The 21723-nt window shown below is 36.3% G+C and carries 24 protein-coding genes and 2 tRNA genes; 2 read left to right on the top strand and 24 right to left on the bottom strand.

Going from position 1 to position 21723, the window contains the following annotated elements; all coding sequences use genetic code 11:
• Window positions 1-18: 18 nt before the first annotated feature.
• From DCCM_RS02140 to DCCM_RS02070, 16 genes are all read right to left on the bottom strand, one after another.
• Complete coding sequence (locus DCCM_RS02140; protein ID WP_104370817.1) at window positions 19-1719, bottom strand: Ig-like domain-containing protein; 1701 nt, start codon at window positions 1717-1719, stop codon at window positions 19-21.
• A 134-nt stretch (window positions 1720-1853) separates the two neighbouring features.
• The gene (locus tag DCCM_RS02135) at window positions 1854-2273 is read right to left on the bottom strand and encodes a hypothetical protein (protein ID WP_104370816.1); all 420 of its coding nucleotides are present in this window, start codon (window positions 2271-2273) and stop codon (window positions 1854-1856) included.
• 79 nt (window positions 2274-2352) lie between these two features.
• Window positions 2353-2727 carry a hypothetical protein gene (locus tag DCCM_RS02130; protein ID WP_104370815.1) on the bottom strand — a complete coding sequence of 125 codons (375 nt, stop codon included), beginning with the start codon at window positions 2725-2727 and terminating at the stop codon, window positions 2353-2355.
• A 906-nt stretch (window positions 2728-3633) separates the two neighbouring features.
• Entirely contained in the window at window positions 3634-4965 is a 1332-nt protein-coding gene (locus DCCM_RS02125) for a phage portal protein (protein WP_104370814.1), read from the bottom strand.
• A gap of 14 nt (window positions 4966-4979) precedes the next feature.
• The gene (locus DCCM_RS02120; RefSeq protein ID WP_104370813.1) at window positions 4980-6557 is read right to left on the bottom strand and encodes a terminase large subunit domain-containing protein; all 1578 of its coding nucleotides are present in this window, start codon (window positions 6555-6557) and stop codon (window positions 4980-4982) included.
• A gap of 10 nt (window positions 6558-6567) precedes the next feature.
• The gene (locus tag DCCM_RS02115) at window positions 6568-6969 is read right to left on the bottom strand and encodes a hypothetical protein (protein WP_104370812.1); all 402 of its coding nucleotides are present in this window, start codon (window positions 6967-6969) and stop codon (window positions 6568-6570) included.
• 76 nt (window positions 6970-7045) lie between these two features.
• A complete protein-coding gene (locus DCCM_RS18380) occupies window positions 7046-7195 on the bottom strand; it encodes a hypothetical protein (protein WP_165791986.1) in 150 nt (49 codons plus the stop codon).
• A 393-nt stretch (window positions 7196-7588) separates the two neighbouring features.
• Window positions 7589-9208, bottom strand: coding sequence for a DEAD/DEAH box helicase (locus DCCM_RS02110; RefSeq protein WP_104370811.1), 1620 nt, complete (start codon window positions 9206-9208; stop codon window positions 7589-7591).
• Between the two features lie 24 nt (window positions 9209-9232).
• Window positions 9233-9433 carry a hypothetical protein gene (locus DCCM_RS02105; RefSeq protein ID WP_104370810.1) on the bottom strand — a complete coding sequence of 67 codons (201 nt, stop codon included), beginning with the start codon at window positions 9431-9433 and terminating at the stop codon, window positions 9233-9235.
• A 108-nt stretch (window positions 9434-9541) separates the two neighbouring features.
• A complete protein-coding gene (locus DCCM_RS02100) occupies window positions 9542-10372 on the bottom strand; it encodes a hypothetical protein (protein ID WP_104370809.1) in 831 nt (276 codons plus the stop codon).
• Window positions 10373-10390: 18 nt separating this feature from the next.
• A complete protein-coding gene (locus DCCM_RS19395) occupies window positions 10391-10513 on the bottom strand; it encodes a hypothetical protein (RefSeq protein ID WP_269433725.1) in 123 nt (40 codons plus the stop codon).
• 239 nt (window positions 10514-10752) lie between these two features.
• Window positions 10753-11640 carry a DUF5309 domain-containing protein gene (locus DCCM_RS02095; protein ID WP_104370808.1) on the bottom strand — a complete coding sequence of 296 codons (888 nt, stop codon included), beginning with the start codon at window positions 11638-11640 and terminating at the stop codon, window positions 10753-10755.
• 21 nt (window positions 11641-11661) lie between these two features.
• The gene (locus DCCM_RS02090) at window positions 11662-12078 is read right to left on the bottom strand and encodes a hypothetical protein (RefSeq protein ID WP_104370807.1); all 417 of its coding nucleotides are present in this window, start codon (window positions 12076-12078) and stop codon (window positions 11662-11664) included.
• 3 nt (window positions 12079-12081) lie between these two features.
• Window positions 12082-12291, bottom strand: a complete 210-nt coding sequence (locus DCCM_RS02085) for a BhlA/UviB family holin-like peptide (protein WP_104370806.1) — start codon at window positions 12289-12291, stop codon at window positions 12082-12084.
• A gap of 1743 nt (window positions 12292-14034) precedes the next feature.
• Window positions 14035-14283 (bottom strand): hypothetical protein, encoded by a 249-nt coding sequence (locus DCCM_RS02075; protein WP_104370804.1) that lies wholly within the window; start codon window positions 14281-14283, stop codon window positions 14035-14037.
• Window positions 14283-14684 (bottom strand): hypothetical protein, encoded by a 402-nt coding sequence (locus tag DCCM_RS02070; RefSeq protein WP_104370803.1) that lies wholly within the window; start codon window positions 14682-14684, stop codon window positions 14283-14285. The genes DCCM_RS02075 and DCCM_RS02070 overlap by 1 nt, the downstream gene beginning before the upstream one ends.
• Before the next feature lie 398 nt (window positions 14685-15082).
• Between DCCM_RS02070 and DCCM_RS02065 the strand changes: the two genes are divergently transcribed.
• Window positions 15083-15162: transfer RNA gene (locus DCCM_RS02065), tRNA-Val, on the top strand.
• 255 nt (window positions 15163-15417) lie between these two features.
• On the opposite strand, the gene DCCM_RS02060 is transcribed toward DCCM_RS02065, so the two are convergent.
• Window positions 15418-16320, bottom strand: coding sequence for an RpnC/YadD family protein (locus tag DCCM_RS02060; protein WP_104370802.1), 903 nt, complete (start codon window positions 16318-16320; stop codon window positions 15418-15420).
• A gap of 195 nt (window positions 16321-16515) precedes the next feature.
• Window positions 16516-16590 (bottom strand) — tRNA-Arg (locus DCCM_RS02055).
• A 293-nt stretch (window positions 16591-16883) separates the two neighbouring features.
• Between DCCM_RS02055 and DCCM_RS02045 the strand changes: the two genes are divergently transcribed.
• Window positions 16884-17900, top strand: coding sequence for a polysaccharide deacetylase family protein (locus DCCM_RS02045; RefSeq protein ID WP_104370800.1), 1017 nt, complete (start codon window positions 16884-16886; stop codon window positions 17898-17900).
• Between the two features lie 31 nt (window positions 17901-17931).
• Here the strand turns inward: DCCM_RS02045 and DCCM_RS18375 are convergent, their stop codons facing one another.
• From DCCM_RS18375 to DCCM_RS02020, 6 genes are all read right to left on the bottom strand, one after another.
• Window positions 17932-18069, bottom strand: a complete 138-nt coding sequence (locus DCCM_RS18375) for a hypothetical protein (protein WP_165791985.1) — start codon at window positions 18067-18069, stop codon at window positions 17932-17934.
• 71 nt (window positions 18070-18140) lie between these two features.
• On the bottom strand, window positions 18141-18593 hold the full coding sequence (gene rimI / locus DCCM_RS02040; RefSeq protein ID WP_231702607.1) for a ribosomal protein S18-alanine N-acetyltransferase: 453 nt from the start codon (window positions 18591-18593) through the stop codon (window positions 18141-18143).
• Window positions 18584-19303 (bottom strand): tRNA (adenosine(37)-N6)-threonylcarbamoyltransferase complex dimerization subunit type 1 TsaB, encoded by a 720-nt coding sequence (gene tsaB / locus DCCM_RS02035; RefSeq protein ID WP_307718789.1) that lies wholly within the window; start codon window positions 19301-19303, stop codon window positions 18584-18586. The genes rimI and tsaB overlap by 10 nt, the downstream gene beginning before the upstream one ends.
• Complete coding sequence (gene tsaE / locus DCCM_RS02030) at window positions 19303-19767, bottom strand: tRNA (adenosine(37)-N6)-threonylcarbamoyltransferase complex ATPase subunit type 1 TsaE (RefSeq protein WP_174705130.1); 465 nt, start codon at window positions 19765-19767, stop codon at window positions 19303-19305. Before tsaE ends, tsaB begins: the two co-directional genes overlap by 1 nt.
• Window positions 19768-19893: 126 nt before the next feature.
• On the bottom strand, window positions 19894-20304 hold the full coding sequence (locus DCCM_RS02025; RefSeq protein ID WP_104370797.1) for a response regulator: 411 nt from the start codon (window positions 20302-20304) through the stop codon (window positions 19894-19896).
• A 190-nt stretch (window positions 20305-20494) separates the two neighbouring features.
• Window positions 20495-21649 carry an amidohydrolase gene (locus tag DCCM_RS02020; protein ID WP_104370848.1) on the bottom strand — a complete coding sequence of 385 codons (1155 nt, stop codon included), beginning with the start codon at window positions 21647-21649 and terminating at the stop codon, window positions 20495-20497.
• Window positions 21650-21723 lie beyond the last annotated feature (74 nt).

Raw genomic sequence — 21723 nt, 5'->3', positions numbered from 1 at the left:
TACCCTACTCTACCCTAACTATCTTACAACAACACCAATTGATTTCTTTTTACCGCCATACTCAACCCATATTTTACATTTACCTTTACCAACTGATTCAACACAACCATATTCATCTACTGTAATAACATCTTCGTCAGTACTACTATAACTACATTCTTCGGTAACATCTTCTTTTGTTTTATTTGTATATGTGGCAATCACTTCTAACTGCTCCGCACGATTAAGAGGTAATTTTAATGTCTTTGGTGTTATTGATAGAGATTTTACCTTTACTGATTGAATAACATACTCAAAACTTATAACATTACTTTCACCAATGTCGTATTCTGCATATGTTTTAAGAGTGGTTGTTTTATTAATTTTTATTAGTTCTTCATAAATGTCTCCATTCTCAATAGGATCACTGCCATCTAGTGTATAATAAATATTAGCATACATATCTGTAGTTAATTCAACTTCAATAGGATTTTTATATGAACCACTTTCATAATTAGATTTAGGCGTCATATTAGGTATTTCATTTTCATTATATACACATACATTACAAATTGCTTCACAGTTTCCATCGACAGATTTTGCTCTAATAATAGTATTTCCAAAATTAACAGCAGTAACGGTGCCATCTTGAGAAACAGTTGCTATGTCAGTATTATCACTAGACCATATTACAGATTTATTAGTTGCATTAGATGGTTCAACCTCGGCATATATTTGTTCACTTAAATTTATTTCAGGAAAATATATTGCTTCTATATCAAGTGTAATTTTTTCAACTGGAATTGTTGAACCTTTGGGATTTACTGTAACATATATTTTGGTTGAACAATTACCTCCGTCATGTGGCGTTAACGTAATTGTTGTTGTTCCTGGTTTGCCAGGAATAACTTTATTATCTTTTATTGTTGCTACTGTTCCATTACTTGAATACCAATTATAATATCTGTCAGTTGCATTAGATGGTGATAATGTTACGGTAATATTTTGTGGTTCATCACCTTCAATAAATGTTAAATTTGAAGGTTCAACTGAAATAGAAGTAACTGGTATATCTGTTGATATATCGTCTGAATATGCTACAAGTCCATACATATTCCCTACTAAATAATTACTTTCAACTGTTTGTAGCACTACTAAATAATATGTTCCTGCTGAAACTTTATATTCTAAATATTGTGCTTCTGCTGCAGATATATAACTACTAGATTTTAAAATTTTATTATTTTTATCTAATAAACATATTGCTAAATATTTTTCATATCCATCAAATATGCCAATAGTTTTTAATGTGCAATCTTGTGGGATGGTTAGTTTGTAATAATCTAAGTCGTAATAATAATTCGTAATTGTACCAAAAACATAATCGTCAAGGTGAATAGTGTCTGCTTTAGATATAGAATTGTTTGGTTCGGTTTCAACTACTCTAGGATTTTCACTATTTGGTTTAATATTTAGTAAATTTTGTAATTGTAATGTGTTTTTAGGATTGATTGATAAACTTTGTGGTTGTAATCTGGTTTGGTTAATTTGATCGTTTTGAAATTCTTTGAGAAGGTTTAGGTAGTTTTGTGTGTCTGTGTTGTTAGAATCAATTTTTTCCATAATTATTTCGTTGCCTGTGATGTCAGTCATTGCAATTACTGGGTTAACGGAAAAAAGAAAAGTTAACGTCAATAACAAAAATACTGCGGGCCATTTTCTTACACCCCTAAACAACATACATTCCCCCTTAGAAGTTTTGCTTCCATAATACTTCCTTAGTAAAATGTATTCAATTCATATGACATATACCGACATTATTTTTAGAATTAAGTTGTCAAATGAAAAAATTGAATTTCTTAATCTTATAATAATTATCCTAAATTTGCCAATATTATATCCATCTGCTCTTTAGTAGTGAGGGGTTCTAGTATTTCATATTTAGTATTATCCCAAAGACAATTATTTTTAGTAACATGCCATTGGCTGGTATCATAGTTGAAATGAATATATTGCTCCTTTTTAGTTTTAAAATTTTTCAGTAAAATAGATGTGAATCTAATATCTAAAAACATAACTTTGATTATAGCATATTGATTTTTTATATCTGGATATGAGGCGTTGAATGTATTTACAAAATCATTGTATCGTTCAAGGAAATGGTTTTTATCCTGCTCTTGTTTTTGTTTTGCTTTTTGTCGATTTATATTTTCTTCTTGCTGTCTTTGCTCTGGTGTTTTGTGTTTTTCTAAATTAGCATAGAACGGTTTTCTGAAGTAATTATATGATGGCATTGTGAATCTCTCCTTCCAAATAAAAAACCCGACACAAAGCCGAGTTTTAATGGTTTATCTATTGTATTTGTATTTATAATTATTTTGCAACAGTCGTAGTAGTATTTTTTAATTCATCAAATTTCTTTCTTGATTCATCAATTCTTTCTTCAACCATTTTTAATACAGTAACATATTTATTGATTTCAGCATGACTTTGAATACTTTTTGCCAATAAATCTAAGTTTTCCTCTATTTTATAATCCATGTCAACGCCATATTTTTTGCAGAATAGATGCTTTTCATATTTTTTATATTCCTCAATAATAGGATTAATTATAGATTCCAACTTTTTAATTATTTCATTTTTTAATTCTGTATAAATTTCTATATTAAGTTCATAATCATATCCATTTCCGGCACTATGAATCAATGTGTTTAGAGTAATCAATTGGCATTTTTTATTAATATCCATATTTAACCACCTTTTTTGTTTCCATTGTATCATAATCTAGGATTGAAAAATGCTTAAAAATCTTAAAATTTTCCGAACGTGTAAATTTAGGTATGCTAGAGCCATCCAAAAAACTTTTGGGGTATCGCCACAATCAATTCTAACGGCTCTAAAATGCCTTTCAATCAACGAAAATTAATTAGGGATACAATTTTATACCCTGTGATATATGTCAACTTAATCAATTTATATGAATGCCAACAAACCCTTATAATATAAGGAAAAAATGAGCATCAGTAATAATCAATAATAAATAGCCAACTAACCCTTATATATCAATGGTTTTTAAGGATTCTAACAGTAATTAAAACCATTTTAGAGGGGCTGTGAGCCATTTAAATTTAACTTAGGAACAAACATATTACCGGAAAATAGCCCGGCAAATAGGGGCAAAATTTAAGCCATTTTTAGCAAAAATAGAGCAATTAAGTTGTCACTAAGCATAATACAAACTGCTAAACCCTTGAAATATAAGGGATTCTTTTATTTTATACCTGTAAAAATTGACAACTTAATACTTGATTAAGATGTCAATTATGAATAGGAGGAAAATAATTTACTTCCTAAAACATGACAAAAGAAAAATTTTATGTTGAGTTTTAATTGGTGAATTATCCACCAATTGAGGATTACAAATAATTTGGTATCCTCTCAGCCAGTAGGCCATTACCGGGAGAGTGGGGAGGGGAGGATATAAGGCGAACAATTGTTCTGGTTGCGATATATATAGCACCCCTCCCAATGGACAACTGTTCTATATTGGAACAGTTAAGGTAACATGCGCCGGAAAGGTGAACTAACATTCCAAATATCCATCCCCTATAACTCCTACACTCTTAATTGATAATCATTCTCATTAAAAACAATCTACTCCAATTGATTATTTACAATATCCTCATTGCCTTTATTTACACTCTCTTTACTTAACCTCTCAATCTCATTCACAGGGTCATATATCATCGGAGCGTTTTCTACTGCTGTCTGCAAACTCATTACCCCTAATTCCTTCAGCGTCTTAATGTTGTCAATTATATCTGATTCGTTGAGAGGTCTGGAATAAATAAAAACAACATCTATATCATCTGAATTAATCTCTATTCCCTGTAACCCTAACAACTTCTCTATCTTCTTAAACCTTTGTTCAAACCCTTCTCTAATGTACCTCTCATTTAATCCTGCCTTAATATCAGCCAAAGAAAAAAGCAACTTGATTGAAACCTCGCTCAAATTGCTTATATCAGTATTATTCATGCTAACGGCAGGAGTATTACTTATATCTAACAATGCTTGCTTTAATACCTTCCAAACTGATTCAAAACTTTCAAAATCCAATTGCCCATGAACAAATTTCATATCTGAGCCATCGTCCAAATTCAAACCAATACCAACTAAATTTGTAGGTATCTCACCTTGATTGTTTTTAATGTTTAATTTCTGACCAATGACAACAGGAAGCGGATTAAGAAATTTATAAATGCTATCAGTGTACTTACTAATTAAATCCTCCATGTTATCAATGATATTTACAAAATCTTCTAAATCTGATCTGCCATCTGTATTATCTAACTCATTCAGATTCTTATAAATAACAGGAAGTCCACCAGGATTATTAAATTCTCCTAGAAAATTCAAATCCCCTCCGGCATCCGTCCATTTCTGGACTGTGCTATCAGTAAAAATATTATAGAAACTTACATTAAAAACGCTTGTGAAATGCTCAATAAAGCAAATCATTTCCCCTTGCTCATTATAAACAGGGTATGAATCTTCAGGAGCAATCAATTTACTTTTTATTTTTCCGTCTTTATCAATAAACAGGTATTCATAGACAGCCCCGTATTTAACCATCTTATCCATAATATCTAAATCGCTTCTGTGTAGTTTACCTTTTTTATAAACGTCCTTCATTACCTTTACGTCTGATTCTTCACCTGTAAGTGTTACAGGATTTTTAAGCAAATAAGAAGTAGAAAAATTCAAAACAGTTTTGGCATATTGTAAAACTATTCTCCTGGGTTCAAATGTCTTTCCATTCCATTGTTCTGCTGGCCTATTATTAATTAGGTGATTGCCGGAAAGATACTCCTTAATGTCAACAACCTTATTAATTCTGTTCATATGGTAATAACTGTTGCACTCAGAAACAAACCAATCCGCTTTCCCATCATGGACAAAATTTATATATTCTTGTAAATTCAAGTTTCATTCCTCCTTTAAACATACCATTTACCACATTTCATTCCCTGTATAGCAAGGGCTGAAGCAATAACCATATCATCATGGAAACCTTCACCCCTAATATTTCCTGTTTTTCCGTTATAATCAGTAAAAATTTTCATTTCTTCCAGGGTTTCATTATCATTAAGTAAAATTAAATCCATTTCGAACTGCTCTTTATAATCTGAAATTAATTTTGGCTTTGTGACACTTGTTGTCACCCATCCGATTTTATACCTTTTCCGGCCACGCTCATCAAACTGCTTCATTTTATACATATTTAAGTAGCCATACTCAACCCTTAACTTTTCAATCACTGATTGTCCGAATGAATTTTTTTCTACAACCAGAAAACCATAATGAAAATATATTCCAATGTCATAAACAACCTGGGCAAACTTATATACAGGAATTTTATTATTAAAGAACGCTGCCACCTGTTCACCGTTGCTATCAAATACACTGACAGCGGAATAATCTCCACCAGAGCCGGAAGAAGTATCAACGCCAATATAATAGCGTTCATTTGCCTTGACATTCTTGTAAATAAAAAATCCCTTGTTCAAATAAGAATCAAGGGAAATGGGTAATTCTTTATTTATATCAGCCCTGCCAATGGGAGGGAGGATATAATTTAATCTCTCCGTAATTTTCATGGTATCAAACACTGATCGACTTGTGGCCTTGAATGATTCCTCTGGCGTGGAAGGGTATTCCTGTTGGAAATCCTCAATATCAATATCTTCCAGTTTCCATCTACGCCACATTAATAATTTAAAGGAGATTCCTTTTTCTCTCAGAGGAATTTCATCACGCTCTAAATGTTGTGGCTCCATCCTATGGCCTTTGTTATTGGCTCTAAACCATTTTTCTGCCAGTGAAATCTCATGTTTAAATTGGTTTGAAGTAGCAGAAGAAAACCAAGGAAAGAAAAATGCTTTGTATTTACTATTGCCTTTATAGGCAGACATAAATAATTTCTGGTAATAATTGTAACCGTTTGAGGTAGTTTCAATAACTATTTTACTGTCATTATTTTTTGCTAATGCTTGCTCCAAAGATACTAAGGAATCCTGTTGTTGGTCATTTTGATAAAAGCCAAATTCGCTCAAAAGTACATATTGAAGCGTCATACCCCTACCCAGTGATTTAACGCCAGCAGTTTTCACAATTATTCTTGAATTATTTTCCAAGAATAATTCCATTCGGTTGTTTCTACGTTCTCCAGGTTTATATTTATCTGGAATAGAAGCGAACATTTGTTTCAATCTCTCGAATATGCTCTGTGTTGATTCAACGTTATACGATACAATCAGACAGTTTGTATTTGCCTTAGTGCAAGCAAGCCATAAACAATAAGCCAGGGAATAGGTTGTAAATCCCAATTGCCTTGACTTGGATATTATATTGAACTTATCCATGTTCTGGTAAAAATAATCTTGCTGCTCATTTAATACGAATGGAATTTCATCGCCATTATTGTCGATGATCTTAACAAAATTTTTACACCATAATTTAAAATCAGCATTAATAATCTTTAATTTATCCTGAGCCGTTCGTGCTGGTCTAGTCATTGCCGATCACCTACAATTCCAATCCATCATCATCGGCAACTTCTTTTTCTTTTCTTTTGGCCTGACGAATATTGGCCTGGATTTCTTTCTGCAATTTTAAAAGGGTATCAATTGCTTTATCATTGCCCTGTTTGGCCTTCTCGGAAATGGCAGTATATATATCAAGTAAATCATTAGCAGTTTTTGTATTAAGATAAATATTAACTAAATTTAAATATTCATCTGTTTTTTCCCAATCTGCAAAATATTGAGGATTTTTTACGCCTAAATATTTACAGATTTCTTCGATGGTATTTTGATTCATTGGTCTGCCACCGAAAGGAATATTAAATTTCCATCTAAAATATTTTCTTTGTCTATCATTTACTTGGCTTAATGCGTATTCTAAATCGTTCCTATATTTAAATCCCATTATTGCTACCTCCAATCAAATATATAAGGGGCAGGACAATAAGCCCTACCCCTTTAATGATTTATTTTATAGATAATTATTTCAAAGAATCGTTAATAATCGCTTTTGCATCCTGAATGTATAATATATTTTTATCAATTAATTCCTCTATATGTTTAAAGCGTACTATTACTTCTTCATTGTATTTTGCAATTAAATCCATTATTTCAATTAGTTTTTCTTTCATTTTTCTTGCTCCTTTCATTTTTATTTGTTGTCTGTGACACAGGATAAAAAATAAAATTTGCTAAGTTCAGGCGTCTTTCAGGACGCCTTCACCAAGCAAATTTAATATTTTTTATTTATGCCCGCTCTGCGGAGCGGTCATTCAATATTTTTTATTTTTGTTTTTTAATTGTAAGAGTAGAAACCTTTGAATTTTCATTTACCACGTTTATTTTAATTTTATTTCTATTGGTCTATGGGGCAAGCCCCATCCCCCAATCAAAAAGGTAAAATATAAAATAAATCCTGAAATGAAAATATTTTTACTTTATAATTTTATACATTGCGTCACTTTTACTAAATAATTAATATAATATAATTTTATAGTAAAACCAACGCAAAATAAGATTAATAACTACAAATCAACTATTTTTGTAATAATTATATATTTTTTATTTCTCATTTCTCCCTTTGTTTCTGGTGTGCTTTTGGATACTGCGTATGGTAAACTTAATTGTTCTCGTAATATACTTTCTAATGTTGAAGGTTTTATTTTTTTGGTTCGATAATCTATTTTATTTTTTACAGTTATAAGTTCTCCAATAATTAAATCTGATAGTTTTTGCTGCTCATCACCGAACAATTTTTTGCCAATTATACTTTCCAAATAATCCTCCAATTTCATAACGTCTTCATTAAGCACAACATCTTCTATCAAATTCATTTCATCAAAAGTATACCCTAATTCCAACCAAGACAATTGTTCAGTAATAAAAGCAAATTCGCCTTCTTCTTCAAATTTATTAACCATATAAGCAGCAAATTTTATGTCCTTAATTAATCTATAATATCCACCTTTATTTAACTTCCAGTTTCCATTTTTCTGACTTCTATAAAATAATTCGTTTAAATTTTTGCCTATTTTCCATAAATCATTGTCGTATTTTCTATTAAACTCATTTTCATTATTTTTATACAATTCAACTTCATCTAATTTTTTGTTGTAATTAATTATTTTCTGTGAAAAACTCTTTTTATATCTAGTCATTATATATAAATTAATTTGTTGAGCGTTTTCTATCTCAATTCTTTTTCTGCCCAACATCTGCACAAAAGTTATTTTATCCCATGCCATAATTACAATATTTTTGAGTTGGTCGTCTTTGATATTGATTCCATTATCAAGCGTTTTTGTGGCAATTAATACTTTGCTTTCAAATTTACTATTGTTAATTATAGAAGTTAATTCTTCGCTTTTTGTTCCTGATTTAATAATAGTACATTTATCTTGACCTAATTCTTTTTCAATTTCTTTTGCATCATCTATTTTACTAACGAATACTAACCACTTATCATTTGTGGTATCGTTTTTAATGGTTGCAATGATACTGTCTAAATCTCTGAAGTAATTAGTATTAACATAACTATAATCAATTCCAGTTGTATAATTATGTATTTTCGGTTTCTTGCCAATTATTTTATCTACATAATTATAAATTGGTTTTTTAATTTCATCCATTGTAGCAGAAATGAATATTTTTATGGTTTGTCTGTGATAATCCCTAATTAATTCATCAAGGACTATGCGAGTTTTATTATTAAAACTTCCATCTGAAAGAATATAATGTGCTTCATCAAGGACAATATAATCATAAAAGTTTAAATCACCTTTAAATTCAGCAACATTATAATCTTTATCTAATTCTGAATCCTGAATGGCATGATAACTTGTAATTACTACATTATATATTTTTGTTATTTTATCCAATTCTTCCAATGATTCAGGAATTTCTAAGTTGTATTTTTCCAATAAATCTTTTTTAATTTGTCTCTTTAAATTTGTCCTATTAGAAACAAGTAATACATTTTTATAATCCTCAATGTAGTCAAGTAATACATTTTCTATGAACCAAGTTTTGCCTGTGCCTGTTTGGGCATTCAGAAGGACAATATCACCTTTTCTCCAATTCTTATATTCATCACCTATTGTTTCAGCCACCCATTTAAGATTTAATCTTTTACCAGTATCTGTCATTAGTTATCATTTTCCCCCTATCAATTAATCCTTATTTATAATCGCTTTACCCTGCTTAAATATGCTCATTTTTTCTTCAATTTCAGGCGTTCTCGGAAACTTTAAGTATAAATCACCTTTCATACCTTTACCTGCTTCTTCAGGCAAGCATCCTTGTTGGAGTAGCCAGTTACATTGTAAAAGATTATAAATGTAATATGGATTTCTTTTAATATTTTCTTGCATAATTAATCATCCTCCTAAATTATCAAAGTTATGTCTATAATAACATTATATTTTAAAAATGTAAAGAGGGACTTACTGCTGTCTCACGACATGTGCCCTCTGGTTAAACTAATCAATTCTAATTGAATAATTTAAATAATCTCTTCTTGTTAGTGCAACACTATACATTTCCTCTGATATATCATCTTTACTCCAGGAATAATTTCCTTTAGGTAAACTCATAGCATTATTTTCGTATTCTTCCTTCTTGTAAAATTTATTTTCGGGCAACAAAAAAGGAAGATTAAAAACCTTCCTTAACGCTTCTAAATCAATATCCGTATGTAGGAATCCTTTTTTTAAACTAATCTTTCCGGCAAGATTATATTTGCTAATTAGGTTTGAAAATTCATATTGCTTATGTCTTTGTAGGCACTCGTATAATTCTGGAAAATCCATATAATCAACTAAATATTTTCTATTTGCTTTTTTAGGCAATGGATAACCACTGTAAAATCCTTTGAATGTTGAATCTATACACAATAAAATCATTTTTGCTTCTTCTGTGGCAGGAAGTGGAACATCATATAGTGACCATATTGTTAATAATGTGCTGCCACAATATTTGCTGAAATAATTTTCTCGGCTGATTTCATCTATGATATTGAAATTGGCTGATTGATAATTGTAATCATCATTGCTATTCATCATAACCACGTGATTATCAAAACATTTGCTATTGCAAAGGGAAAAGTCAACGCCTATATTTTCATTGCCATCTGCAAATTCGGTTAAACCCATTGCAGAAAAGTTATAGTTGAAATAATTAGGTTTCCATCCCTTGACCATCTCTAACAACTGACAACTAAAAAATGAATCTAAATCATTGCTCAAAATTAAATCATAGTATTTAGTATCATGTACCCATTCAGGAAATTTCTCCTTTATATTTAATTTCACTTTTGCATATGTTGCTGTCTATTGATATGCTATTTTATAAATTGAAAAAATATCTTGTATTAAATTGTTTTTTAGTTTTTCAATGGTTTTTTGGTGCATTTCAAGGTGGTATCCGTTAATACCACTTTCGACTACAAGCATTATTCAACCCCTTTCAATTATTATTTATTAGTAATTTGGTTATATAGTTTACTCATTTCATCTAAGTTTAATTTTATATTTGCTATTTCTTGCCTAACTAATTTGTCATATTCTATTAGTTGTTGCTGAAGTTCAAGTAATTTTTCTAACATATTAATCACCTACCTTTCAATTTAATTTATTTAGGGGTTAGGACAAGAGATAATTCCCCTGCCCTAACATTGACTAACTTTGACCAATTAGGCATAAGTTAAAACGGCAATGGCCTTCTGATTTAATACTTTTAGGGTAAGTTCAGTGACTACATGACCAGAAATACTATCACCTGTTTTTGCCAGTGGTTCAAATACTGGTTGACGGAGATAAGCAATTTTAAGATAGTTAGGATCAAATACAACCATTTTGTCACTCGGGCAGTGTCTATTAAGCACAAGTTTAATGGTTCCATAGTTTGTGGCAATGCTAGAAACCACTAGACCAAATAGTGATTCCTGAGCAATATAGGAATATTTACCATCATATAAAGCATCAATTTTTTCCTTTAGGTCAGCATTAACCATTGCGATATATTGGCCTGTTGACATTCCCGCAGTCCATAGAGTTTTTACAGTATTTTTTACATCTGTTTCAGCAAGAGTCCCAGTAGTTGCATTGGTTATAGATTGGTCTTCTAAAGCAAATGCTAAAATACCATCCATTTTTCTTACAAAGGGAGTAAGTGAACCATCATTTTTTGTACCAGAAATTAACTTCTTTTCAATATTTACCTTCATTTCAATAAGGCGGTCATTAATTTCCTCTGAAAAGAGATTGCTAATACCTGTAATACCTGAAGCAGAAGCAGTTCCAGAAACGCTTACCGCTTTCTTGAATATCTCACAAATGTTAGATTTCTCTGCTCTTTCACTGGCCTGGAATACAGTGGTTTCGCTTCCTTCTACCTGGGAAATATCCTCAGTGGTGTCAAGGGATTTTTCCCTCCAACTTGTGATTTTTGAAGTAGTATTCTCACTTTTCCCGCTACCAAGTAGAAGAGTGCTAAATGGGCAATCCATTGGAGCCACCAAACTGATTTCCTTTGCCAGATTAATGTTTTCATTAGTAGTAAAAGTAGTAGTTTTAATCATAAATAATCATCCTCCTTTAATTTATTTAAAAATTTTAGATAGTTTAGTATCAATCATGCCAATAGTGTCTTTGTTCTTTTCTGCTTGAGTATAAGCATCAGTTTGCTTGTGACTGTCAGGGATATAAGAACTATTAAGTTTTTTAGCATCTAAAACCTTATTAAGTTTTTCAATGTCCTTATTCAATTGTTCAGTGTCATTGGCATTAAAAAAATCTGCAAATTCATGCAGATTGTGCTCCTTTAGAATTAGGGATTTTTCCTTATTCCATAATTCTTGTTCCTTCTGCTCTAATGCCTTTTCAGTGTCAGATTTTTCCTTGGGTTTATATTGCTCTACTTGCGCCTGAATTGGTTCCAATTCATCCTTAATCCATTTTGCCTTAGTATCTGCTAGTATTTGGTCAATATGTGCTTGTTGTTCAGCGGTAAACTCCATTAGTTATTCTCCCTCCTTAGAATTTGATTTTATGTTAAACAGAATCAGATCCCTTAAACTCTTGACTGCTTCTGTATTATTTTCTAATTGCTGGACTAATTTATCTTCTCTTGATTTACTGTCCCGGCGTTCATTTATCATAAGCCAAACAAAGAGCAAGCAAAAGACACCATTTGATACTGCCACTTTAATTAATTCTTGCGAAAAATCCATTATCACCACCTCCAATACTATGGATTTTATTTAGTTAAAATTTAGTATGAAATTTTTGTAGCCAATTATCTTTCGTTCATCCATGCAAATATCTTCTCGTTCATATCTGGATAGTAATGATATACTACAATTTAGATGATTTGCAATTTGCTTTAGACGTATTTTTTTGTTTCTCCGCAAGTTAAAATAAAAATGTTTTTCGTATTCGCTCATTACTTATAACCTCTTTTTTAAAATTTTAATAATAATGTTTATTAAGTGCTTGATTTTACAGTAAAGTAAATTCAAAAATTTTAATAAAAAAATATAAAAGAGAGGGGCAGCCCTCTCTAGTCCTATGTATAGATTTGCAACATTTGCCTAAAAAGCAAAAGTCACATTAAATACACTCAACGGAATGTACTTAATGTGGCCTTTGGTGTTAGTGGTGTATTATATTCATATACAAGAAAATGAAACTTGCCTTTGTAAAACCGTATTTTTTATGCATTTGCAAGATTTTCTGTTTTCGACTAACTCTAATTCCATACTGCTGTCCACATAAAAATTCCTATCTATATCATAAGTTAAGAAAAATATAAACATTTAATAAACATAGTTAAAATAAGTATTTTTATGAATATTCTATTTCAAACAATTTTTATTTATTCCATACTGATAAATACCATTCTAAATGGTAAAGTTTTTCTCTATATACCACACTACTATCTCTTGCTCGTGTCCGCAACCTATTGATATGTAAGGGTTAGAAGGTTGTTTCTAAAACGTCACATTTTTATTTCTCCCTAGTAGTAACCATATCCCCTTAAAGAGCATTATCTTTTTGTTTTTATTTTGAAATATGAAGAAAATAGAAGTAATACAGAGTTGATTTACAATTATGGCAATTTTCTAAACCGTTAACATTTTTTTATTTCTATATTCATTTATAATACAAAATTTCTCGCACTTAAAAAATCTCTTTATTTTCAAGGGGTTTAGGGTTTGACTGCTTCGTCCAGCACTTTTTATATGACAATTTTATCATGCACAACTATCGTTACTTATTATTAGTGAATTTATTCCATATACAAGAAAGATAGTCGCCACTCAAAGCCGTTAATATTATTTAGTTTCTGAATACCCTTATGTTGCAATTAACTACTTTTTTGTTTATATACCTATATACTCCGCTGAAAATAACCTCACAAAACCCAATAATATTAATGGTTTGCGGAATAGGCACTTGGACAATTTGGCCATTTTTGACTAAATTTTATAACTATAATTTTACGACATACTACTATCGTATTCATAAATAGAAAAAATAATTATATACCTATATAGGGTGATTTAACCCACCCACAGAAAAGATAATAAATACAATGGTTTAAGTATGTTAAATTTTCAAAAAACTTACTTTTGGGTACTTTTGATGGTAATATTTAATGGTAAGATTTATTGGTAATCTACTATTAGTTTCATAATATAGAAAATTTTTTTATATCTATAGGAATCCTTTATTTGCAATGGTTTGATGATAATTTTAATACTGTCGTAATCACTTTAGCAAATATGTCACTCATATATATTATTCATAATCAGTAATAGTTATTGAATCAAAAAATTCGTGATAAATTTCCGTTTTGGTAGAGATTTAGAATATCATCACCAAATCTTGTTTTGGTTAAAAGTTAGCCCCTTGGGTGATTGAAACCAAGTACCTAGTTACAAACAAAAAAGATAGGCAATAATTGCCTACCCCTACATTCTAACAAAATCACCTTCAATTACTAAAAACCAAACAGTATTGGCTGCACAATCATCAAGCATATAAAATTCATCTCTCATTTCATCGTAACGGATTTCATATATTTTCCCTACTGTCAAACTTCCTTCACAATGTTGATTGATTTCTTTGCATATCCAGTGTGTTGCTTTTTCTATAGGAATTTCATTTTGTTGTGGCTCTGTCTGATCGTGACAGCCAGGGAAATTGACAACAAGGCCCATTATATCACCTTCTTTAAAATTTGTTTTATGGATTTTTGATGTATCGTTTTTTTACCTTTGGGTATATCTCTTGTTAGGAAAAAATATTCGCCCTGCTTTTTTTGTTCTTCCTTGGGAAGTTTTAAAAAATCACTGCCTAAATCTTTCTTCCAATCAGGTATATATATTACAGTCCAATCTAAACCTTCAAATCCCGCCAATTCATTCATTCTACGTAGTTTTTCAATCGTTTTTTCAGCACTTTCTTTTGTTGATGTTCCACGGTCAGCCCATTTGCAACTATGGTAGAAATATTCTTTTCCTTTAGATTTGTCGTCTAAATCTTTGGGTATAATTCCTATAGAGTATTCGTATGCGTAACCTCCAAGTGTGTCCTTGATAACATAGATACCTTTTGTCATGTAAACTACCTCCTATAAATTTGATATTTGGTTGCTTATATATTACCATCTTAAATCCATACTTGCAAGCACATTATTTAATTAATTTAATTTTATGTATTGACACGTCATTATTAGATTACAAATATAATAGTTGTGCATAAATTTCAGTTACTATTATATTAGTAATCTAATAATCACATATTTTGTTACTATCACTTTTAGTTTTAAAACAACATGTGGTTCAAGAGTGAATAATTCACTTTTGAAAATTAATCTGAATTACCAGAATGTATTGTTGAATTGGAAGGGATGTTTATGGTAAAATAAATTGACAACTTAATACGGTTAAATTGACAACTTTATTCGAGAAAAAATAAGAGGTTAAAAAACCTTGTAACCCTTGTAAATAAAGGGATGGGGACTCAGCGTAGCTCAGCGGGAGAGCGCTTGACTCACATTCAAGAGGCCGCTGGTTCGAAACCAGCCGTCCCCACCAGTGGTATTAACTGGTTCCGTTTTTTGCGGAACCAGTTTTTTTGTAGACATTAATGGCAAAAATTATATAATATTTCTTTCCCGCAGACCAACTCAGCTTAAATCCAACATTTCTATTTGATGAAGAAAAAGAGCAATTTCAGCAACAAAGCTACAAATGCTTTTACAAAAACTACGGTACATGCTATTTAGACAGTTGTAATCAAAGTTAAAAACCCCCGGGGAAACCGGAGGCTTACATAGTCAACCTTGTATATTAGTTTGGCATCAATTCTTTTAAAGCCTGATTAAATTCATCCATGGTTTTGGACTTTACTGCCCGGCGAAGTATTTTTTTCAACAAGTCTCTATCATCAACAGCGGACAAACTCTTCTTAATCCAGTTCGGCTTCTGTCCCGTGTTTTCTTCGAGAGCTTCTATAATTGCCTCAACTATCCCCTCACCAAGACCTTCGGCTCTACCCTCGGCTTTACCTTCGGCTTTACCTCTGGCCTCCCACTCTTCCCGGATGCCGTCAAACAGCGGTAGGTTTTCCAATTTGCTCACCTCCAGCACCTTTAGAATTACTTCCTTCGGAAACTTTAATGACGATAGTGCGGCCAAAGCAACATACAGTATATTCCTTTCATCTTCCGCTTGCACCTCGTTATGAAGCCGGTTAGCGCACTTTTCAAGTACCGCCTCCGGCGGATCATCCTGCCGCATCAATGGGGCCAGGGGCAACAGCTCCACCGGTCCCGTGTATAACAACTCCCTGCCGGAAACCTCCTCCAGGTTAATCCACCTAAAACTGAAATCAACCACGGTCAGATCAACACAGTCCATTCTGTATCGTTCTTCCCGCCGGCTTCCGCCGGTCAGGTTTATAACCACCGGGTAGACCGGTCTCTCATACCGGCAATGGTGCATCGCAGTATATTGCAATAACCTGCCGGGCATCTTCCTGTCCGGCCTGGCCTGAAACTCCACTAACATTAAGTATTCATACCCATTTTCCCGTATCTTTACCAAAACGTCGGAAGTGCGCTGCACCGCCACGGCCTCTTTATCTCTATCCTCCAACTGCTCCACGGAAACTTCCACGCCCCGGATAAAAGAAGCAATCTTGTCCATGTAACGTCCGGCCAGGGCTTTGATAATCAAATCATATTCGGCCAATTACATCTTCCCTTTCTGGAATAATTATATCACATCAGGCGATTTGGGGTTTATTTCTTTTCCTGCCTGACCTTCTGCCTGAATAGTTGCGGAAATCCGTGTAAATCAAGGGATACAAACGGAACTAAAACAACTCCGCAGAAAAAACAAAAAGCCCGCAAAGCCATCATTCAAACGGCTTTGCGGGTTTTTCGCTGGTGCGCCCGGCAGGAATCGAACCTGCGCTTCCGGCTCCGGAGGCCGGCGCTCTATCCCCTGAGCTACGGGCGCGTACGTTAATCGCTGCAAAGAATATTATATCGAAACTGATGTTGGAATGCAAGCAACAAATACGTTATTAGGCATGTAATATATCCCATGCCTGGAATTAATGCAGCCGGCCGGTGCCCCACGGCAATCTTTCTCCTGTCCTCAACCGCCATAATATTCCTCATATTCCTCCATATAAAATATTATATATTTTTTGTAGGATTTATAGTAACTATGCAGAACATTCAAGATTATAATTCGTCTATTATTACGGAACTCAAAAACAACAGCGTTTGCAGAAGGGACATAATATAATGAAGAAAAAGGCATTACTGACAGCAATGGCAATTTTATTTTGCATCCTGCCCCTGGTGGCCGGATGCTCTTTATTCAGTCAGGAAAAGGGCTCGGAAAAAAAGGTTGTCCTTTCTACAAACAATGAACAGCCCGGCCATCAAACAGGCTCCACAAGCAACACCCTTCCCGTTAGTCCCCCGGCACCAGATAAAAATGCACAGCCCCAAGCTGAACCGGAACCGGAACCGGACCATAACAATAGCGCCGGCCCGCCGGAAGCCCCTTTGGATAAAAACAATGGGGAAAAAACCCCGGAGGAGGCGGAACAGCCGCCACAAGCCCCGCCTTCACCCGGCAGCAATAATAAAAACATTAAAACTGTCTACCTTACCTTTGATGACGGCCCCAACTCGCATTTTACGGAAAAGGTTTTGGGAATTTTGGATAAGGAGCAGGTTAAGGCAAGTTTCATGGTGATTGGGACCAATGTTTTAAAAAACAGCGAATTAATCAAACAGATGGTTGCCCAGGGTCACACCGTGGCTAACCACACCTATAGCCACGACTATCAATATATTTACGGTTCACCGGAAAATTTCATGGCGGATCTGGAGAAAAACAGGGAGATATTAAAATCTCTCACGGGAAAGGACACATTGATTTTCAGGGCCCCGGGCGGACCGGCCCGTTTAACGAAGCCCTACTGGGATAAGCTGCAGGAAAAGGGCTATAAATCCATTAGCTGGAATATCACCGGAGGGGATTCGGACCCGGCCGGGGTTACACCGGAACAGGTCTACAACAACGTGGCGTCCGGGCTGGACAAAGTGGAAAAAGCCCACCTGACCCCCATCGTGCTGTTGCATGACGGAAGTCAACTGAGCAGTTTGGAAGCGAAGCCCGGCACAGCCACGTACTATTACATCCAAAGCAGAAACAGCGTTGTAACCGCCCTGCCGGATATAATTCATTTATTTAAGGAGAAAGGCTACACCTTTGTAACGGTGGATGAAAACACTCCCAACGCATGGTGACAGGGTTGAACAACCCCGGGTGTCATCTGGCTCAGCCCGGCCCTCCGCCCAGAAACACGGCGGCAAAGCCTGCGGCCACCAGGCCTATTCTCCATCCGCTGTCGTAATCCGATAAAAGGCCGAAGGCTATCAACCCTATTCCCGCAAGGCGTAAAACATTTTTTAACATATCAGACTCCTTTACGTGAGTCAGGGGCCGGTTCTTTGGCCCGCCGGCCAGTCAAAAAACCGGCCCCTGACTCACCGAATCGGATTTTCATTCCACATTATTATGGCGTCTTCATTATTGTCGGAATAATACTTTTTACGGAGCCCCAGTTCCTTAAAGCCCAGGGAGCGGTATAGTTTAAGCGCTATTTCGTTCGAAGGCCTGACCTCCAGGGTGATTTTATCGGCGCCTTTTATGGAAGCCCTTCTCATTATCTCCGTCATTAACAAAAACCCCAACCTGTTGCCCCGGAAATCCGGGTGCACGGCCACGTTTGTAATATGCCCCTCATCAAGCACAACCCACAGCCCCGCATAGCCCAATACCTTTTGATTATAAACAGCCACAATGTAATGGGCAAACTCATTCTGCATTATTTCAAATTCAAAGGATTGCCTGGACCAGGGCACCGGAAAGCTCATTTTTTCTATCTCCAGCACCTGATCCAGGTGTTCCGGCAGCATTTCTCCAATGTTTAACTGCATCCGCCGCACTCTCCGGTTTTTTGTTTTTGCAGCCATTTGCTTTCCGCCTCGGAAAGACGGATGTAACGGGGCAGAAGTTTTAAGGGATCCGTCCCTCCACCCCTGGAAATCTCCATGACACCCAATTCCGCCACTCCCGCCCCCCGGGGAAAACTGACGGCCGCCGGTGCGAATTCGACATTATTCAAAAGCGTTGTCAAAATTTCCCGGTATACGGGGACTCCATCACCTAAAAAGGTTACTCCCCTGCCCAAATTGCGGATTACACCGGCAAGTTCCTCCGGAGTTACCGCCGCGGGTCCGTAAATTTTTTCAAAACCGGCTTCCGTGTCATCGAAAAGGGCTGTGTAAACCTCGTTTTTTCTGGCATTCATAATGGGGCACAGCAAATTTTTCGACCCTTTCAGGGAATAGGCCAGGGAATCCAGGGTGCTGATCCCCACCACAGGCAAACCCCAGACCTGGGCCAGTGTTTTTGCGGTGCTCATGCCGATGCGCAACCCGGTAAAGGAGCCCGGACCGCTGGACACCGCTATCGCGTCCAACTGGCCCGGAGATATTCCGGCCTCTTCAATTACCGCCTTTATCATGGGCAGCAGGTTGACTGAATGGGTGCGCTGATTATTGATCATTCTTTCAGACTTTATATTACTCCCGTCCACCACAGCCACCCCCGCCACCGGCGTGGCTGTTTCAATACCTAAAACCATCAAAACTTCCTCATCTCCCTTACCAGCCGCTCATATCCCTCACCCCTGGGCGAAAAGGTCAGCTTTCTTTCATTTTCACCGTCACCCGGGTCAAAATCGATGTCCAGCCTGTCCCGGGGCAGCGCTTCCTCCACCCGGCCGGCCCATTCCACCAGGGTTACCCCCCTACCGTAAAAATATTCCTCGCAGCCAAGATCCGACATTTCTTCGGAACCGCCCAGCCGGTACACATCCATGTGATATAGAGGCAGCCGCCCGTGGTACTCATTGATCAGGGTAAAGGTAGGGCTGGTAACGGGCTCCGAAATACCCAGGCCTGCCGCGACCCCCTGGGCAAACCTTGTTTTGCCCGCGCCCAGGTCTCCATTGAGACATAGCACGTCCCCCGGGGCCAATATTTTACCCAGCAGTTCCCCCAGCCGGTATGTATGCTCAGGCGATTTTGAAATAATTGTATGATACATAGACATCCTTCTTTATAAACTATTCCACCTTTCAATTATTTTAACCTGTAAGGTTTACGTCAAGACCCAAAACAAAAAGCCTGATTTTTTTTCATCAGGCTTTTTGTTTCTTTTTGTGGAATTTTTTTAACCGGTGTTGCCGGAGCAGTAATAATCCGACTTATTGCAAAATCTCCAGTAGAAATCGTAAAGAAAAGTCTTTATCTCGTCAACGTCAAAGGGTTTGGCGATGCAGCACATGGCTCCCTTTCTCATTGCCATTTCCACTGTTTCATCCGACACGTAAGCGGTCATCAATACAACTTCGGTATCGGGTGAAATCATCTTTATCTTTCCCAGGGCTTCCACTCCGCCCATCAGCGGCATACGAACATCCATAAATACAAGATCGGGTTTTGTCGAACGAACTATTTCCAGAGCTTCCAGTCCATTTTCCGCAATCAATACCCGATGCCCGGATTCCTTAATAATAATATCCAGCAAAAATCGGACCCCTGGCTGATCGTCCACAACCAGCACATTCATCGATGTCGTCATTTTTCCCGCACCTCCGACAAAATATGACATCCGCTTACAATTGTGTATAAATATACCATTATCATATTTCGTCGTCTGTGACACAACTCCTGCTTAAAGCAAAAAATTATTCGGCAAAAATTTTTCCACACCCGAAAGATCGACAGTCACCTTTAAAGGCCGGTCAAAATTGATAGATAAGCTCAATAGATCAGCCGATAACTTTCTCTCCGGATACAATTACAGCGCCGACCCTGGTCCTGGTATCAAAGGGATGGCCTTCAAAAATGGCTATATCCGCATCCTTACCCGGCTCCAGGCTGCCCAGCCTGTCCTCCATTCCGATTATGCCGGCTGCATCCAGGGTAATTGCCCTCAGCGCTCTTTCCTCGGTAAGACCGCCCCTTACGGTCAGCCCCGCGGATAAAGACAAATATTGGATGGGAACCACCGGATGATCCGTCATTATGCCGAAAGTAACACCGGCCTCCGCCAGAATTCTGGCATTTTCCAGCGTAATTCCCTGTAATTCCACCTTCGCCCTGTTGGTTATCACCGGCCCCAGCACCGCCATTACCCCCCTGGAGGCAAGCTCCGGGGCCACCTTGTAACCCTCGGTGCAATGCTCCACCACCAGGCGCACCCCAAATTCCTCCGCCAGCCTTACCGCGGTCATGATGTCATCGGCCCTGTGAGCGTGAACCCTTAAGGGTATTTCCCCCTTTAAAACCCTGGCCAGGGCCTCCATTTTGAGGTCCCTGTCAGGCTGCTCCCCATTGCCCTGCTCACATTTCTCCATCTTCCTTATATAATCCCCGGCCTTGGCCAGTGCTTCCCGTATTAAAGCCGCCGACGCCATTCTTGTATAGGGCGACTTTTTCTGGCTTCCGTAGCTTCTTTTGGGATTCTCCCCCAGGGCTGCCTTTAACCCCACCGGATATTTCACCACCATGTGTTCAACCAGCCTGCCATGGGTTTTTATCGCCACCATCTCGCCGCCCAGCACATTGGCGCTGCCGGGCCCGGTTACCACCGTGGTCACCCCCCCGGACAGCGCGTCGGCAAACCCCAAGTCTTCCGGATATATAGCGTCCACAGCCCGGAGATGGGGAGTTACGGGATCGGTAATTTCATTGCAGTCGTCACCTTCCTCCCGGTATATTTCCTCCACAATGCCAAGGTGGGAGTGGGCGTCGATAAAACCGGGGAATACCATCTTTCCCGAAGCATCCACCGTTTTCGCGCCGGCGGGTATTTTATTGCCCTGATATACGTCCGCGATTACTTTGCCGTCAATAAGCACCGTTCCCGTATCATAAACTTTTCCAGCCATGGTATACACCCTGCCGCCTTTTATCGCCAGCAAATTTGTCACCTCGCCCTTCACAATAAACTTTTTTAACAATTTTCCGGAAGGAACGTCCCCAAACAAGAAAGGGG

Source organism: Desulfocucumis palustris, assembly GCF_002933875.1.
GTDB lineage: Bacteria > Bacillota > Desulfotomaculia > Desulfotomaculales > Desulfocucumaceae > Desulfocucumis > Desulfocucumis palustris.
The sequence above is the reverse complement of the archived record's forward strand: the minus strand, read 5'-3'. Positions and strand labels throughout refer to the sequence as shown.

Bases quoted from the DNA above. Each gene is read 5' to 3' on its own strand.
- DCCM_RS02140 (WP_104370817.1), bottom strand. From the start codon at position 1,719: ATGTTGTTTAGGGGTGTAAGAAAATGGCCCGCAGTATTTTTGTTATTG.
- DCCM_RS02135 (WP_104370816.1), bottom strand. From the start codon at position 2,273: ATGCCATCATATAATTACTTCAGAAAACCGTTCTATGCTAATTTAGAA.
- DCCM_RS02130 (WP_104370815.1), bottom strand. From the start codon at position 2,727: ATGGATATTAATAAAAAATGCCAATTGATTACTCTAAACACATTGATT.
- DCCM_RS02120 (WP_104370813.1), bottom strand. From the start codon at position 6,557: ATGACTAGACCAGCACGAACGGCTCAGGATAAATTAAAGATTATTAAT.
- DCCM_RS02115 (WP_104370812.1), bottom strand. From the start codon at position 6,969: ATGGGATTTAAATATAGGAACGATTTAGAATACGCATTAAGCCAAGTA.
- DCCM_RS18380 (WP_165791986.1), bottom strand. From the start codon at position 7,195: ATGAAAGAAAAACTAATTGAAATAATGGATTTAATTGCAAAATACAAT.
- DCCM_RS02110 (WP_104370811.1), bottom strand. From the start codon at position 9,208: ATGACAGATACTGGTAAAAGATTAAATCTTAAATGGGTGGCTGAAACA.
- DCCM_RS02105 (WP_104370810.1), bottom strand. From the start codon at position 9,433: ATGCAAGAAAATATTAAAAGAAATCCATATTACATTTATAATCTTTTA.
- DCCM_RS19395 (WP_269433725.1), bottom strand. From the start codon at position 10,513: ATGCTTGTAGTCGAAAGTGGTATTAACGGATACCACCTTGAAATGCAC.
- DCCM_RS02095 (WP_104370808.1), bottom strand. From the start codon at position 11,640: ATGATTAAAACTACTACTTTTACTACTAATGAAAACATTAATCTGGCA.
- DCCM_RS02090 (WP_104370807.1), bottom strand. From the start codon at position 12,078: ATGGAGTTTACCGCTGAACAACAAGCACATATTGACCAAATACTAGCA.
- DCCM_RS02085 (WP_104370806.1), bottom strand. From the start codon at position 12,291: ATGGATTTTTCGCAAGAATTAATTAAAGTGGCAGTATCAAATGGTGTC.
- DCCM_RS02075 (WP_104370804.1), bottom strand. From the start codon at position 14,283: ATGGGCCTTGTTGTCAATTTCCCTGGCTGTCACGATCAGACAGAGCCA.
- DCCM_RS02070 (WP_104370803.1), bottom strand. From the start codon at position 14,684: ATGACAAAAGGTATCTATGTTATCAAGGACACACTTGGAGGTTACGCA.
- DCCM_RS02045 (WP_104370800.1), top strand. From the start codon at position 16,884: ATGAAGAAAAAGGCATTACTGACAGCAATGGCAATTTTATTTTGCATC.
- DCCM_RS18375 (WP_165791985.1), bottom strand. From the start codon at position 18,069: ATGTTAAAAAATGTTTTACGCCTTGCGGGAATAGGGTTGATAGCCTTC.
- rimI (WP_231702607.1), bottom strand. From the start codon at position 18,593: ATGCAGTTAAACATTGGAGAAATGCTGCCGGAACACCTGGATCAGGTG.
- tsaB (WP_307718789.1), bottom strand. From the start codon at position 19,303: ATGGTTTTAGGTATTGAAACAGCCACGCCGGTGGCGGGGGTGGCTGTG.
- tsaE (WP_174705130.1), bottom strand. From the start codon at position 19,767: ATGTATCATACAATTATTTCAAAATCGCCTGAGCATACATACCGGCTG.
- DCCM_RS02025 (WP_104370797.1), bottom strand. From the start codon at position 20,304: ATGACGACATCGATGAATGTGCTGGTTGTGGACGATCAGCCAGGGGTC.